Source organism: Thermophagus sp. OGC60D27 (assembly GCF_052400625.1).
Lineage (GTDB): Bacteria > Bacteroidota > Bacteroidia > Bacteroidales > Marinilabiliaceae > Thermophagus.
On record NZ_JBQTGH010000009.1, the window covers coordinates 160,494 to 176,914 of the forward strand.

Here is a 16,421-nt window from a genome sequence, read left to right on the forward strand (position 1 = left end):
AGCCGGGGAAAAATAAACAGAATCAAATAATTCCTCTCAAAAGCACGATGTGAAGTGACGCACCAATAAGGATCAAATTTCCGCCTTTTCTGAGCCTATCTCATCCGGTTGCACGGTAAAATAAGCAATAATATGCACAACCCAGCCGATAAACATCACTACCGCACCAATAAAAAACAAAACAATTCCGATAGCCCCTATAAAATAGAGTAAACCGGCTGTTTTGAAATATTTTACTCCCGTTTTTTCAGCCAATAATTTTAATGCTTTCCAAAAAAAGTAGTACCCAATTATAACCCCCGCCAGCACCACAAGACCTCCAATAATAGTGGCAGAATTCTCAAAAATCAGACCGCGTAAATTCTGAATGTTGCCGGGATCAAAACCACTTCCAGATGAAAGACCAATTGCCGCGGTGCCAATAGCCAAACCCAAAATTAGGGAACCAACCAATCCTACAGCAACCTGAATAATAAAACCAGTTAACGCATTTTTAAACACTGCCGGATTATTGTAAAATTTGGAAAAATAATAATGCGACATAAGCAAAAGAACAATAACAGCAATACCAACAAAAAAATTGATAAACGGTATAATGGTCGCTATGGGCAACAATATACCTATTCGTCCTAATGTGATCGCTTGTTTTTTCATAACTTCTCTTTTTTTATTTATCAATATTAAATATGGGATCCAATATTTTTCAATTTTGGTTAATCAACAAAACCAGAATCAAAACGACTTCAGCAACCAGGACGATTAGGGTTAACAAAATGCCTCCCCTCATCTTTTTGCCTTTCCTTTAACCTCCGAACCATCATACTGGTTTTCAATCAATAAAATCGATAGGAAGTTAAAAATAAAAACCATTAGTTGCAACAAAATTTAACAAACAAATTTTTAACTATTGGTTCTCCGATGAAAAAATGCGATCCTTCTATGAATCTATTTAATGAGATCGAAATGATGCCGCTATCTTTTGAATTCAAACAAATGAAGTTGTAGAAACTGATTGCGAAAGAACAATTCCATTTTACCTCTACAAACCTTCCTCAATAATTTCTATATTTTTGCGTTAAATCAGAACATTTGCCACCATATGTATTTCAAACATTACTTCTTTTTGATTCTTATATTCTTTTCTGAACTGACTATCCAGGGACAGGAATATATTACCATTAAAGGAAGAGTTGTTTCGGATAATGGCATGCCCATTGAAGGTGCTCATGTTGTGGTATCGGGTAAAACGGCCGGAACCGCAACCGAACCAAATGGTTTCTTTGCACTTACCCTGCCAGCCCCATTTCCCGTTAGCCTTCAAATTTCCCACATAGAATACATTCCTCGCGAAGTAACCATTCCTCAAAATAACCGGGCCGAAACTCCCTTAAATATTACATTAATAAAACGCATTCGTAAAATCAGTGAAGTAAAAATCTCTGGCCAAAATTCCGATGATCAGTCGTCTGTAAAAATAAATCCCGGACTAAATCCTTTTCTTCCCTCTCCATCAGGTCCGGCCATAGAAGGATTGATCCGCTCCCAAATGGGCGTTGCATCCACGAATGAACTAAGCACCCAATACCGGGTACGCGGAGGCAATTTTGATGAGAATCTTGTCTATCTTAACGGTTTTGAAGTGCATCGTCCTCAACTTATAAGAAACGGACAACAGGAAGGCCTTAGCATCGTCAACCCCGATCTTACGGAATCTATCTATTTCTCTTCGGGTGGGTTCGGAGTAAGCTATGGAGATAAGATGAGTTCGGTTCTGGATGTTCATTACAAACAACCTGACACTCTAAAAACCGGTACCAACATCAACTTACTGGGTGCCAGCGTGTATACTATGGGAAGTGTCTTAAACAAAAAAATCACCTGGTTGGTCGGAGCAAGGCACAAAACCAATCGTTATCTTTTAAACACTCTTGATACCAAAGGTAACTACAATCCAGAATTTACTGATGCTCAAATTTATCTCACATATCAATTTTCTTCCCGCCTTTCAGCAGAAGCTCTAGGGTATTACGCCATCAATCGTTACCGCTTTGTCCCTACGGACAGGGAAACCACCTTTGGAACCATAAATGAGGTTAAACGTTTGAAAATATATTTTGCCGGACAAGAAAAAGACCTTTTTAAAACACGGATGGCAGCTCTAAAGCTAAAATTCAAACCAACCGAATCAGGACGATATGAGTTTCAGACAATGCAGTACCGAGCCACTGAATATGAAGCTTATGACATTGCCGGAGCATACTGGCTTCAGGAAATCGATGGAATGAATGACTCTGAAACTGCAACCAATATTGGCATTGGTGAGTATTTGCAACACGCTCGAAATGACTTACAGGCTACGGTCACCTCTGCATCCTTCAAAGGAACTAATTTCCTCGGACAAAACGAAGCCATTAACTGGGGAATAGATTGGCAAATAGAGCATTTTGACGATAAGATCAATGAGTGGGAGATGATAGATTCGGCTGGCTATTCAATGCCTCGCAATCCAAATCTGGAATTGTATTACAGCCTTAATGACAAACTTCATAAAACAACCAGTCACTTTAAGTTATTTATATCACACCAAGCAACATTAACTCCCGATTGGGGAAGAATTAAGGTCAACTATGGTACAAGAGTGATTTGGTCGGATGAAGAAAAACAGCTTCATTTTACACCTCGTTTTCAAGCCACCATACTGCCTTTCTCAATGCCAGAAACACGTTTCCGTCTTAGCGGAGGATGGTATTTCCAACCACCGTTTTACAAGGAGTATCGTCCTCCCCGATCCGGAGAAATCAACCGACTAAAATCGCAGAAGTCTAAGCAAATACTGGCGGGCATAGATCACTATTTTTCACTTCTCGGACGACCTTTTAAATTCTCATTTGAGACCTATTACAAATATCTTTACGACCTAATTCCTTATCAAATCAACAACGTTCGCATTCAATACAGTGGACAAAATGAAGCCAAAGGGTTTGCCACCGGAGCAGATTTCAAACTACATGGGGAATTTGTCCCAGGCACGGAATCTTGGGCTACACTCTCTTTTCTCAAAACCGAAGAAGATATCATTACCGACACATGGAATCAGTCAGGTGAACCTGGATATATCCCTCGCCCATCAGACCAACGCCTCAATTTTTCCATGTTTTTTCAGGATTATCTTCCCAATAATCCGACGTTTAAGGTGCACCTAAGTCTCTATTACGGATCGGGTCTTCCTTTTGGTCCTCCCCAATCTCCCAGATATATGGCCACATTCCGTATGCCACCCTACAGACGCATTGACATCGGTTTCACCAAAGATCTCCTCCCCCTCCTTTCCCGCCATCATAAAATCCACTTTTTAAAAGATGCCTGGATCGGGATGGAAATATTTAACCTATTTGATATTAACAATACCATTTCTTACTATTGGGTAAGCGATGTAAACAACCGCCAATATGCCGTTCCCAATTATCTGACAGGTCGACGCATCAATCTCTCCTTAAATATTGAGTTTTAGCAAGTAAAATCCTGCTAGTCTGATAAAATTCAGCGTTTTTGACAGAAAAAATTCTTTTATTTGAAAGAACAGTTTAACATTTTGCATCAAACGCTAAATCAGTTTAATATGAAACAACCCAAGACAAGCAGCGACTACATCGCACGAGAAGAGAAATTTGGTGCACATAACTACCATCCGCTTCCGGTAGTTTTGGAACGAGGCGAAGGAGTTTTCGTATGGGATGTGGAAGGAAAACGTTATTTTGATTTTCTTTCGGCTTATTCAGCTCTTAACCAAGGGCATTGTCATCCGCGTATCATCAACGCCCTAAAAGAACAGGCGTCAAGGCTTACTCTGACGTCCCGTGCCTTCTACAACAATGTATTAGGCGAATTTGAGGAGTACGTCACCAATTATTTTGGCTACGACAAAGTATTGATGATGAACAGCGGTGCCGAAGCCGACGAAACGGCCTTAAAACTATGCCGAAGATGGGGATACGAAAAAAAAGGCATCCCCGAAAACCAGGCAAAGATAATCGTGTGCGAAGGCAATTTCCACGGACGAACCATCACCATTGTAAGTATGTCTACCGACCCAGACAGTTATGGAGGTTTTGGGCCTTTCACCCCGGGGTTTGTTACCATTCCATATAACGACCTCGCCGCACTGGAGAAAGAGCTAAAAGATCCCAATGTTGCAGGTTTTTTGGTAGAACCTATACAAGGAGAGGCAGGCGTTTATGTCCCGGAGGAGGGATATATTAAAAAGGCTTACCAGCTGTGTAAAGCCAACAATGTATTGTTCATGGCCGACGAAGTGCAAACGGGAATTGCCAGAACAGGTAAAATGTTAGCCTGTGATCACGAAGGCGTCCGTCCCGATGTTCTTATTCTGGGTAAGGCCATCTCCGGTGGGGTATTACCGGTTTCTGCCGTATTGGCTGACGACGACATCATGTTAGTAATTCGTCCAGGAGAGCATGGCTCTACTTATGGAGGAAACCCTCTGGCATGCAAAGTAGCCATGGAAGCTCTAAAAGTAGTAAAAGACGAAATGCTGGCCGAAAATGCAGAGCATCTTGGGAAAATCTTTCGGGAAGAGATGACGAAAATTGATTCTGACATGATCGAACTCGTAAGAGGAAAAGGTTTGCTCAATGCCATTGTAATACGCCCCAAAAACGGTAAGGAAGCTTGGGATGTCTGTGTAGCCATGAAAGAAAATGGACTAATTGCCAAACCCACCCATCAACACATCATTCGGTTCGCACCCCCACTTATCATTACTGAAGATCAACTTACAGAAGCCATCGAAATTATAAAGAAAACCATTATGGAATTCAAATAGTCAGAAGCAACAATAAAAAAAAGCTGCAACAAATTAACAAATAACTTGCTGCAGCTTTTTTTGTGCCCGGAACAGGACTCGAACCTGCACGTCCTTGCGAACACTAGTCCCTGAAACTAGCGCGTCTACCAATTCCGCCATCCGGGCCAATATTTTCGGGTATTGCCGTTTCATTTAACAGCGGTGCAAAGATAGAAACTTAATTTTTTTCGACAATAATAATTCTAGATTTTTTTTGGCAATGAATCTGTCCAATGGGAAAGCACGGCTACCCATTGAGAACTCCTTACGACTCTCAAAATAAAATGTAAACGACATCATTCCAACACACCATAATCCAATGTATTCACCTGCACTTTACACCTCAGGTATATTGATTAAAAAAAAGGATATTATTAAATTTGAATTCATCCACAACTGATTATTAACCTTTTAACCTTTAAAACATAAAAATCATGTCCATCCTTTCAAAGATTTTCAGTGGAAGCCTCACCGGTGTAATAGATAGTTTGGGAGGCGTAATAGATCAATTCTCTCTTTCCAAAGAAGAAAAACAGCAGTTCAAGCTGGAAATGCATAGCTTATTAATGCAAAAAGAAAAAGAGCTGGAAGAGACCTACCGAGCCGAGTTGGAGGCAAGAGCCGACATCATTAAGTCGGAGATGGAGCAGGACGACCTCTTTACCAAAAGAGCACGTCCCTCTATCATTTACGGAGGGTTACTATTTATTTTCATTGTTTACGTGATTGTCCCGCTGTTGGCGATTATTGCCGGCACACCTGCCGATTCTATTCCCGAGATAAGTCTTCCCGAAGAATTCTGGTGGGCTTGGGGAACCGTTGTCGGTGTCTATGGAGTAGGTCGATCTGCTGAAAAAATGGGGACTACCAATAACTTTACCCGCTTCATTACCGGATCTAATGCAGGCAAAATGAACACCACAAAAAATGCGAAAGGATGATAACCATAAAAGATCACATTCTGGTTTCGAACGATGGCTCATCGTCGGTTTCTTATGACCCTACACCGAACCATGGGACCATCTTTAGGGATGGCCTCCCCGACACCGTTGTCATTCATTATACCGGAGGCAACTCGCTGGAGTCATCGGTCAAATGGCTTCAGAATCCCGTTTCTAAAGCCTCCGCTCATTTGGTCGTCGGCAAAAAAGGGGAAATCGTTCAGCTGATACCCTTTAACCAAAAAGCATGGCACGCAGGAAAAAGTGAATGGAATGGTCGCAAAAACCTCAATCAATTCAGCATTGGGATAGAGATTGACAACGCAGGCTTACTGGAAAAAAGAGCCGACGGTTTCTATACTTTTTGGGGGAAACGCATAGACAACAGCCAGGTAGTTCTGGCCTCCCACAAACACGACAAGCGCGAGCAGGCATGGGAAGCCTTTACCGAAAAGCAAATAGTGACCGTTGAAATGATTATTCTGGAACTGAAAAAACATTATCCAATCAAAGAAATCGTCGGTCATGATGATATTGCTCCAGGGAGAAAAATAGATCCCGGTCCGGCATTTCCCTTTCAAAAAATAAAAAACAGATTGTTTTCCACCAGAAATGAAGATGTACCTACCGATACAACCCCCAAAGATTTACATTATGGCATCGTAGTGGCCGATTATTTAAATATCAGAACTGAACCATCCAGAGACTCCCAAATGGCATCCGATCCATTACCGAAAGGCACAAAACTCAGAATTATCGAAAGAAAAAACGGCTGGCTCAGAGTTAAAGTCGAACTTCAGGGGTGGGTCAGCCAAAGCTGGGTGAATCAATTCTGAGCCTTATGCCGGTCTATTTTATAAAGTCTCCACTTTTCGATTAATAAACGCAAGTTCATCAGCAGACAGATGAACATCGGCAGCCTTTGCATTTTGTCGTGCCTGCTTGGCATTTCGGGCCCCGGCAAGAGCAATGGTAATGCCCTCCCGCTCCAGCGTCCATCTTAGAACCAACTGAGCAAGAGTTGCCCCTTTTTGATCGGCTATGTCTTGGATGCTATTCAAAAATTCATTGGTACGAACAATATTTTCATCCGTAAATGATTGATGAAATTTTCGGTGATCACCATCCATAAATTTATATCCGGGTTTTATTTTACCCGTTAATAATCCTCTTTCTAATGGGCTATAAGCCAGAATAGATTTATTATGATTAATACACCAGGGGACAATCTCTTTTTCTATGCCCCTATTTACCATACTAAAAGGAACCTGATTGGACAATATTTTCACCGATTTATTGGCCGCTTCCATCAATTGGGGATCATAATTACAAACCCCAACGTATCTTACTTTCCCTTGTTGAATCAGTTTTTCTACCGCTTCAAAAGTCTCTTCCACAGGCGTTGTATCGTCCGGCCAATGAATCTGATAAAGATCGATATAATCGGTACCCAGCCTTTTCAAACTGTTTTCACACTCTTCGATCACACTTTCTTTACCGGCATATTTATAAACATCAATACCTTTACCGCTATTGTCCTTTGACTTCATATAAAACTTACCCTTTGGCAAATCCCATCGAAGCCCGAACTTGGTCAGAATTTGAACTTTATCACGGGGAATATCCTTAATGGCTTCCCCCACTATCTGTTCGCTGGTTCCCTGGCCATAAATAGGCGCAGTGTCAATGGTAGTAACGCCTTCCTCCCAGGCTACACGGATGGCCTCCACCGCTTCCTTACGGTCGGTTTTTCCCCACATCCAGCCGCCTGCTGCCCAGGCCCCAAACGTGATGGCCGACAATTCCAAATCCGAATCCGATAATTTACGATATTCCATAACTCAATAAAATTAAATTTTTTATAGTAAACATATGAATTTCACCCAAAAGACAGAAGTGAATAATTGGCACTATTTCTGTTGGTAATAGGCGCTAGAAAACGACGATCTGTTCATCTACTGTTTTCGTGGGATTTTCCCGTGATGGTCTGTCTAAATTAATTATTTTTGTCCAAATAATAAACCTTTCTGACATCACTAATGATATTAAAAGATTTACGGTTATGCATTACACTTTACGACTGACTTTTTCATTGGCAATATATGGCATGATTTGTTGGCCAGGTCATACGCAGGAAAAACCTGATTGGCAAAATGGTGTTCCGGAGGCCTGCACCACCATTACCGTTGGGAAAAAGGCCACTTTTGATGGTTCGGTAATGACTTCTCATACCGACGATAGCCATCGCACCCGTGCCTGGATGAATATTGTGCCTGCCGAACGACACGGTCGCCGCGATAAAGTTACCATGTATAAAAGAAAACCCGATGATTCGGGGCCAATGCCGGCCTACAAGCATGTCGCCATTGGTGAAATACCGCAGGTAAGAGAAACCTTCGGCTACATTAATACGGCCTATCCATGCATGAATACAGAACAGCTGGCCATTGGCGAATCCACCTTTGGAGGACGTGAGTCGCTCATATCCGAAAAAGGACTGATCGACTGCCAACGTCTCATAAAGCTGATGCTAGAACGGTGCACCACGGCACGTGAAGCCATTAAAACGGGCGGTGAACTACTAAAGAGATACGGATGGAACGATGCGGGGGAATGCCTCACCATTGCCGACACCAAAGAGGTATGGCACCTGGAAATTGTAGGACCTGGCAAGGGCAATATTGGGGCTATATGGGTCGCACAGCGAGTCCCCGACGATCACGTAAGTGTCAATGCCAATGCCGCACGAATCCAGGAAATTGATTTGGATAACCCCGACTATTTTATGGCTTCGGATAATATTTTTGATATGGCTCGCGACAGCATGTGGTGGAATCAGGCCACCGGTCCATTCCGATTTGCCGACGCTTACGCTCCCGAAAGCCGTAAATCAATGGCCGCCCGTCGGCGTGAATGGCGGGTTTTATCTTTAATGAATCCCTCTCTCAATCTGGATCCTGAAGCCAGGGATTATCCCTTTTCGGTAAAACCCTCCGAAAAAGTGACGCTGGAAAAGATGATTGCAGTCTTCAAGGATTATTATGAGAACACGCCTTATGATATGATTGGTCATATTAAAAAGGTTACCGAAGAAGGCGATACCATCCCCCACCCTCTTGCCAGTCCTTTTATGCCCTACGACGCTTATGATTTATTTGACATCCACGGTGGCTGGGGCGATTTAGGAGAACGCGCCATAGCACGATGGTACACCATGTATGCCACCATCACTCAAAGTAGGGATTGGCTGCCTAATGAAATTGGCGGACTGGTATGGCTGGCTCAGGATAATGTGGCCACCTCTGTTTATATCCCTGTTTATTGTTCGGTCACAGATTTGCCAAACGCCTATAAATATCCCGGCCGCAAAGGGTTTAGCCGAAACTCCGCATGGTGGGCGTTTAATCGTCTGAGCACACTGACATCACAACGGTGGAATGAAATGCGCCATGATGTGGACAAGGTTTTGATCCCCCTGCAAAAGAAAATTTTTGAAAGTCAGGTACAGGCTGAAAAGGATGCCATGAACATGGGCCCCAAACAAACCAGAGATCACCTAACCAGATATACCAACGAATGGGGCAATAAAGTAGTTCAGGAAGCCTGGAAATTGGGCGATTATCTTTGGACTAAATACGACGAAAAATTTTAAACTCCAATTATTCATAGAAAAGGGTTGTCCGGTATTTTTCCCACAACCCTTTTTATTTGAATCTCTATTCATTCCATTTTTCCACGGAAGGGGATTCCCCTTTTGACAAGCCCACGGCATTTATGGCTCATAGATCATTTTACGGGTCATCCCCCCATCCACATAGATATTTTCAGCATTCACGAAATCATTTTCGGGATGGCAGAGCCAAATCACCAACGAAGCAATATCTGAAGGTTTCCCTACTCTACCGCTCAAATGTTGGGAATGATCATGAGCCCGTAGCACTTCAGTTTCGTCTGTATGAATCCATCCCGGACTAATACAATTTGCAGTAATACCAGTACCGGACAAAGAGTTGGCTAGGGCATGTGTCAAAGACACCAGACCTCCCTTCGAAGCACTATAGGCTTCACCTCCCGGTTCAGACATCAAATGACGGGTGGAAGCAATTTGAATGATGCGGCCATAACTGCCACGTTGATGTCTTTTGGCAAATTCCCGTGCACAAACAAATGCCGCTCGAAGATTGCTGTTAAGAATGTAGTCCCATTCTTCAATCGAAATTTCTGTCAAGCGGATAAAACGACTAAGACCGGCATTGTTTACCAGAATATCAATTTTCGGCCATGCCTCATCAAGATTACTAAAAAAATTAATGACCTCCTCAGCATCGGCCAAATCCAAACAGCTAGTGTGCATCCTTGGGTAATGTTGCCGGAGGTGATCCAAGGCCTCCTGATCCTTGTCAATAACCCAAACCCTGGCTCCGGCCTCTTCCAAAGCGATGCCAATGGCTTTCCCGATTCCTTTAGCACCACCTGTTACAATAGCCCGTTTCTCTTTTAGTTTTTTTTCCATAATAATTTCACAAATTATTGAGATGCGTTTCCAACAAACAAACGACCTTTCCTATTTGCTGTTCTCATTTTTTTAATGGATATCCGTAATTGAATTTCTCACTTTTCATTAGGCCGTAACTTTTTCCCGTCTTAGAAGAGGCTTGCCCGCTGAATCACGTATTACCCTGCTGGGATTTCTATTGCCCTGCCTAAATTCCTGCTGCCCTGCTTAAATTCTTAGCGCCCTGCTTAAATTCTTGATGTCCTGCTTAAATTCTTGATGTCCTGCTTAAATTCTTGATGTCCTGCTTGAATTCTTGACGTCCTGCTTAAATTTTTGGCGTCCTGCTTGAATTCTTGGCGTCCTGCTTGAATTCTTGGCGTCCTGCTTGAATTTAATCGCCCTGCTGCGGTCTTCAAAGGTTCAGAATGGTTTAAATTGATACCAACGTATTCCATTCATTGCAACGCCGAACCGGATTCAAGTGAATGACTCCCTTATTTCATCCCAAAAAGGAAGGGGAAAATGAATACCACAACGAATGTCCAGACAAAATAAAGAGGCAAATATTTGCTAAGAGTGAGCTCTATTCTTCCAATATCTCCGCGTCGAAAATTAACCTGGAAAAGATCAATCATTATCATTAACAAGTTTCCAAAAACCAAGAGATTGGATCCCAAAACAACGGTTCTGTTAGGCGTAAAACCAAATTCACCGATTCTGTATAAAATTGCGGTAAGAGCTATCATATCAACAACTAAGGTAATGGCAGCCAGAAAGAATAACATCAAAGATTGAAACGCTCTCTGCTCATAACCTGAGGATTCCGTAATGGAAAAAACGATCAACCCCATCACGACCAATAGTAAAAGATTGAAGACAATCAAAAAATCCCGATCATTATATGGATCTTTCCCGGTGATTAAAGCTACCGCCAGAAAAACCACCAGTGTAATCAGCACCAAAGGACTGAAAATACGAGCTATAATGGGGGCAATTTTACTGGTTACATTTGGATAATTTTTAACGATAAAAGTGGCCACCACCGGAGCCGAAACAACTCCCAAAAGAACAATATTTTCTGTATAAAATTTCTGAATATCTATTTCTATGGTCGAAAACATCCCTATCGTCAAGACGGTTAAAAACACTCCGGCTATCAGAATAATCCCCATCATAATAACCAAATCGCCATTATATTGGATGTACTGGATCCGTAAATGGAGATCTTTTAGGTTGAAATCAATAAATACCAAACCATAAAGACACCATAACATCAGCGGAAGATGAAAACAGGCCAACATTATGGAGTGACTTTGTGACGCATCAGGCAGCCTATTGATATAAACCGCTGAAACAATAAAAACAGCAGTAGAAATCAACAAATCCCGGAGATTTATATGCTCCTTTCTCAAAAAGCTGTACAGTGTGAGACCAAAAAAGACAACGATTCCAAAATTTTTCTGATAAAACAATTGTTCAGAACCATTTATTCCAAATATTTCAGGAATTTTAATGAGAAAACCCACCGACAAACAACTAAAAATTAAAAACCAGAGATCCTTTTTCCTGTAATTCAACACCCCGGACATGACCTTTTCTTGTTCGAGCCGTGTTTTCCAAAAAATCATCATCTTTTGATCCTGAATCTCAGGATAAACCTCCCAAAATGCATGTTCAAAAGTTTTCTTGTCAGTCCTGTAAAGCTGCTCCAGCATTTCAGGATTATCCATATACTCTTTTATTTTATTTTGCATGACATAAATAAATATTATTCACATTGAGGAAATGATGACTAAAAAAAATCGATATCTGCATCAATCAAAATGAAATCAAAACAAAATTAACCGAAACTTCCGTCCTTACCATGAAGCCGGAGCCATTCATTGGCAAAACGCCGGGGGTAAAAACGGCATTTTTGATCCTGCACCCTTTAAAGCAGCCATGCACCTACCTCCTGAAAGATAAAAACTCCTTTGAGATCATACAAATACGACACCCAAAAGATCATTAATTCTTCTCTATAATGCATAAAGGTAAGCACACATTAATTCCCTAAAATCAACACATTGCACCCCCATCTTCACCCGCCTTCAACCATTAAAGCTTATCAACAAAATTATTACCATCTCTTCATCTGACATTTTTTAATGAACATCTGGAATCCAAATTTATGACTATTTTTCACTCCCCCACCTCTAAAAAACGCCCCAATTTCAGCCAAACACCCTTTTATCGATCATCACCATCTTCAATAATCCCAGAGGCAACCAACCTTGAATATTTTCCTCTCTAAAAACCAATGTTTTTTTATCTTTGCTACGGCAAAGCAAATTTTTATACACCAATAAAAACAATGTGAATCAGACAAATTTTTAAGTAGCTCCATTCTTTAGCAAACTAATATTTGCAACGACCTATTGGGAAAACCGGTCAAATCAGGGGGTACGCCTAAAACAATTGAAACAGATTGATTTCCACAAGGTCGTCGAACTTTTACATTAAATTTGTCGAAAATATTTTCAATAAGAATTAAACCTGAAACAACATGAAAATTGCACTGATTGGATATGGCAAGATGGGAAAAGAGATAGAAAGAATAGCCCAATCCAGAGGACATAACATCGTAGCCCGCATCGACCCGATGGCAACCGGCGAAAACTTTGATGATGGCGGCTTTGAAACAGCGGATGTAGCCATTGAATTTACCACCCCCAAAGTAGCTTATTCCAACTACCAAAAGTGTTTTAAATATGGAAAGCCGGTAGTTTCCGGGACGACCGGTTGGCTCGACAAACTTCCGGAAATAAAAAAAGCTTGTGAAGAAAAAGGCCAAACATTTTTCTATGCCTCCAATTTCAGCATTGGCGTTAACATCCTGTTTGAACTAAACCGGCATCTGGCTAAAATAATGAACAATCGGCCCGAATACGAGGTGGAAATGACCGAAGTACATCATACCCAAAAACTGGATGCACCAAGTGGTACCGCAATAACTTTGGCCGAAGACATCATTGAAAACATGGAGCGGAAAAATGAATGGAAACTCAACGCAACCGAAAAAGCGACCCAACTGAAGATTAATGCACTTCGAGAAGGTGATGTTCCCGGAATACATACCATAAAGTATGAATCTGATGTTGATGAGCTTACCATCCATCACAGTGCAAAATCAAGAAAAGGATTTGCCCTTGGCGCAGTTCTTGCTGCGGAATTTGCCGCCAAAAACAAAGGCTTCCTTGGCATGAAGGATATGTTGAAGTTTTAACTTATTCCGAAAACCGTTTTCAGTAGCACCGGCGGGGATTAAAGAGCGGCATTCATTGTCAATTTAGTTTTCCGGCATGGTTCACAGGAACAACAAACCATATTTGCCTTAATTCTTTTGTGAAACGTACGGTTTTTCCCCATTTGGAAAAACCAACAAGAAAATTCGAACAACCGCGATATTAATAGAAGAGTTTATTATACGAAAAATAACCTATAAGCAATGATTGACTTTCAAAACGTTAAAAAAGCAAACTGGATAAAATTCGGGATTGCTGCCCTGATATTTGTATTATGGGTGATATGGATCGGCAACTTATGGATATTGCTCGGTCTTCCGATCATCTTTGACATTTACATTTCGAAGATAATTCCTTGGGGTGCCTGGAAAAAAAACAAAGACGGAAGCAAACCAGCTGCCTGGAAAGAATGGCTTGATGCGCTTATTTTTGCACTAATAGCCGTCTATCTAATCAACATATTCTTCTTCCAAAATTACAAGATTCCCACCTCATCGCTGGAGAAAAGTCTTCTTGTGGGCGACCACCTTTTTGTCAGCAAAATGAGTTATGGCCCGCGGATGCCGAATACGCCACTTTCCTTCCCATTGGTTCAGAATACCTTTCCTGTTATCAATACAAAATCGTATTTGGAAAAGCCCTATTGGGATTACAAAAGGCTAAAAGGTTTTGGCCAGGTGAAAAGGGGAGACATTGTTGTTTTTAACTTTCCTGCCGGCGATACGGTGGCCTTTCTGCGGCCCAACCCGGCCTATTTCAACATCATCAGGGAGATCGGCCAGAGTCTGGCCATTCGCAACAACTATTCAACATTAGGTCTCGATGAATTCCAATTACGTTTGAAAGAGCGTGCCTTAGGCGCAGAGTATGTAAAAGAAAATCCCGCAGACTTTGGGAAAGTGGTTTACAGACCAGTAGATCGGCGTGACAACTATGTAAAACGATGCGTAGCACTGCCGGGCGACACCTTCGAAATTCGGCATAATCAATTGTTCATCAACGGTGATTTGTTTCAGGAACCGGAAGGCGTTCAGCATAACTACAATATACTCACCGATGGCACCACACTTAACCGGAACTTTTTTGAACGACTTGACATCAGTGATCCCGAACGATATTTGGGACAAACCGGCCCCTATTACTCGTTACCGCTCACTTCTTCCATGCTGGAAAAAGTGAGACAAATGCCTTTTATAAAAAATGTTACGATCAACGAAGAAATGATCGACACCACCAGATTGCAAGTATTTCCTTACAGTAAATATTTCCAATGGAGTCGAGACAATTTTGGCCCGGTCGTTATTCCCCAAAGAGGAAAGACCGTCCATATAACTTTAAAAAATATTCTTCTTTACGAACGTATCATCAAAAATTATGAAGGAAACACCTTGGAAATAAAAGATGGGGAAATTTTCATCAATGGTTCCGCCGCAGACACCTACACTTTTAAAATGGACTATTACTTTATGATGGGTGACAACCGGCACAATTCGGCGGATTCACGCTATTGGGGCTTTGTTCCCGAAGACCACATTGTAGGAAAACCCTTATTAGTCTGGCTTTCATTAGACAAAAACAAATCGTTTCCGAAAAATATCCGTTGGAACAGATTCTTTAAATATGCCGGAAAATAATGGCAAGCATTCTGAAAAACATTTCATTGTCACTTTTAGTAATAGCGGCAGGATGGTGGTTTCGTACACTTTTAACTCCCATCCTGCTATTATTACTAATTTGGGCCTTATGGATTTATCGCGACAAGACGAATTCATTTCGTCGAAAAATAAAAAATACTCATCACAGAATTTATCAGATATTATCGTTAATTCTTCTACTTTCGACAGGAATTATTGTTGGAATCGGGATATACAGATTTGTATTTGAATTTATTTCTGTGCCATCTCCTTCCATGGAGAAAGCCATTCATTCCGGCGATTATATTCTTGTCAACAAACTGATACCGGGACCTCGGAGATTCCCTGAATGGCCTGACAAATACTTCAGAATGGCGGGCACACAAAAACTAAAAAGAGGAGACATCATACTTTTTAACTTTCCTGAAGGAGATACCATTCTGGAAAACCGCCCCAATGAAAGTTACTACTATCTGAAAAGGCACTTTAATAATTTCGACCGGCTTCGGAAAATCCGCAATTGGGGCAATCTCATACCACTCAGTGTAAGAGAAAGGCCTCGATTTGTCAAACGCCTGGTGGCATTGCCGGGTGATACGCTGGAAATAAACAATGGCATTTTGCTAATCAACAATAAAACTTTTGATTTGGCACCAACCATCATTAAAAAATTCAGATGGACCGGGCCCAAAGACTCTTTTCAGGAACGAATTAAAAACAAAAACATTATCAATCACTATCAATATCGCAATAGCATTGTGGTTGAAATGACCACTGGCACCTTTAACCATCTTTCTCATGACTTAAAAGTCAATTTTAATCCTGCTCTTCTTGAGAAAAAATTACCCGATCCCTATACTTTTCCATTTAATATCTCCACAGGCTGGAACACAGACTTTATGGGACCGATAATAATACCCTCCAAAGGAGACACCATTTGGCTTACCCCAACCAACATCGACCTTTACAAAAGAGCCATAAGTGTTTATGAGGGAAATGATCTTCAGATTATGGACGGAAGAATATTCATCAATGGGAAAGCACAGAACCATTATCGTTTCAAATTAAATTATTACTGGGTCATGGGAGACAATCGCCCTCACTCCTTCGACAGTCGTTTCTGGGGATTGTTACCTGAGAACCATATTATTGGGAAAATCCCTGAAATGTTTGTAAATTGATGCTCTCCTTAAATAAAGG

12 protein-coding genes and 1 tRNA gene are annotated in these 16,421 nt (G+C 41.4%); 8 read left to right on the forward strand and 5 right to left on the reverse strand.

The window, feature by feature from the left end; all coding sequences use genetic code 11:
- Positions 1-72: 72 nt before the first annotated feature.
- Positions 73-678 (reverse strand): DUF996 domain-containing protein, encoded by a 606-nt coding sequence (locus ACT29H_RS12475; protein WP_444821967.1) that lies wholly within the window; start codon positions 676-678, stop codon positions 73-75.
- Between the two features lie 445 nt (positions 679-1,123).
- On the opposite strand from ACT29H_RS12475, the gene ACT29H_RS12480 reads away from it, so the two are divergent.
- Together ACT29H_RS12480 and rocD are read left to right on the forward strand one after the other, a co-directional pair.
- On the forward strand, positions 1,124-3,511 hold the full coding sequence (locus tag ACT29H_RS12480) for a TonB-dependent receptor (RefSeq protein WP_444821968.1): 2,388 nt from the start codon (positions 1,124-1,126) through the stop codon (positions 3,509-3,511).
- A 108-nt stretch (positions 3,512-3,619) separates the two neighbouring features.
- Positions 3,620-4,843 carry an ornithine--oxo-acid transaminase gene (gene rocD / locus ACT29H_RS12485; RefSeq protein ID WP_444821969.1) on the forward strand — a complete coding sequence of 408 codons (1,224 nt, stop codon included), beginning with the start codon at positions 3,620-3,622 and terminating at the stop codon, positions 4,841-4,843.
- Between the two features lie 63 nt (positions 4,844-4,906).
- Here the strand turns inward: rocD and ACT29H_RS12490 are convergent.
- Positions 4,907-4,990, reverse strand: a tRNA-Leu gene (locus tag ACT29H_RS12490).
- Between the two features lie 308 nt (positions 4,991-5,298).
- Between ACT29H_RS12490 and ACT29H_RS12495 the strand changes: the two genes are divergently transcribed.
- Positions 5,299-5,805 (forward strand): holin family protein, encoded by a 507-nt coding sequence (locus ACT29H_RS12495; RefSeq protein WP_444821970.1) that lies wholly within the window; start codon positions 5,299-5,301, stop codon positions 5,803-5,805.
- Complete coding sequence (locus ACT29H_RS12500) at positions 5,802-6,641, forward strand: N-acetylmuramoyl-L-alanine amidase (protein WP_444821971.1); 840 nt, start codon at positions 5,802-5,804, stop codon at positions 6,639-6,641. The genes ACT29H_RS12495 and ACT29H_RS12500 overlap by 4 nt, the downstream gene beginning before the upstream one ends.
- A gap of 18 nt (positions 6,642-6,659) precedes the next feature.
- Here the strand turns inward: ACT29H_RS12500 and ACT29H_RS12505 are convergent, their stop codons facing one another.
- Positions 6,660-7,643 carry an aldo/keto reductase gene (locus ACT29H_RS12505; protein ID WP_444821972.1) on the reverse strand — a complete coding sequence of 328 codons (984 nt, stop codon included), beginning with the start codon at positions 7,641-7,643 and terminating at the stop codon, positions 6,660-6,662.
- Positions 7,644-7,867: 224 nt separating this feature from the next.
- On the opposite strand from ACT29H_RS12505, the gene ACT29H_RS12510 reads away from it, so the two are divergent.
- Positions 7,868-9,457: a dipeptidase gene (locus ACT29H_RS12510; protein ID WP_444821973.1), complete on the forward strand. Its 1,590-nt coding sequence runs from the start codon at positions 7,868-7,870 to the stop codon at positions 9,455-9,457.
- Between the two features lie 120 nt (positions 9,458-9,577).
- Here the strand turns inward: ACT29H_RS12510 and ACT29H_RS12515 are convergent, their stop codons facing one another.
- Positions 9,578-10,318, reverse strand: a complete 741-nt coding sequence (locus ACT29H_RS12515) for an SDR family NAD(P)-dependent oxidoreductase (RefSeq protein WP_444821974.1) — start codon at positions 10,316-10,318, stop codon at positions 9,578-9,580.
- Positions 10,319-10,797: 479 nt separating this feature from the next.
- Positions 10,798-12,057: a DUF4153 domain-containing protein gene (locus tag ACT29H_RS12520; RefSeq protein WP_444821975.1), complete on the reverse strand. Its 1,260-nt coding sequence runs from the start codon at positions 12,055-12,057 to the stop codon at positions 10,798-10,800.
- 791 nt (positions 12,058-12,848) lie between these two features.
- Between ACT29H_RS12520 and dapB the strand changes: the two genes are divergently transcribed.
- From dapB to lepB, 3 genes are all read left to right on the forward strand, one after another.
- A complete protein-coding gene (gene dapB, locus ACT29H_RS12525; RefSeq protein ID WP_444821976.1) occupies positions 12,849-13,568 on the forward strand; it encodes a 4-hydroxy-tetrahydrodipicolinate reductase in 720 nt (239 codons plus the stop codon).
- 222 nt (positions 13,569-13,790) lie between these two features.
- Positions 13,791-15,221 carry a S26 family signal peptidase gene (locus ACT29H_RS12530; RefSeq protein WP_444821977.1) on the forward strand — a complete coding sequence of 477 codons (1,431 nt, stop codon included), beginning with the start codon at positions 13,791-13,793 and terminating at the stop codon, positions 15,219-15,221.
- Positions 15,221-16,402, forward strand: a complete 1,182-nt coding sequence (lepB, locus tag ACT29H_RS12535; protein ID WP_444821978.1) for a signal peptidase I — start codon at positions 15,221-15,223, stop codon at positions 16,400-16,402. Before ACT29H_RS12530 ends, lepB begins: the two co-directional genes overlap by 1 nt.
- Positions 16,403-16,421: the final 19 nt, after the last annotated feature.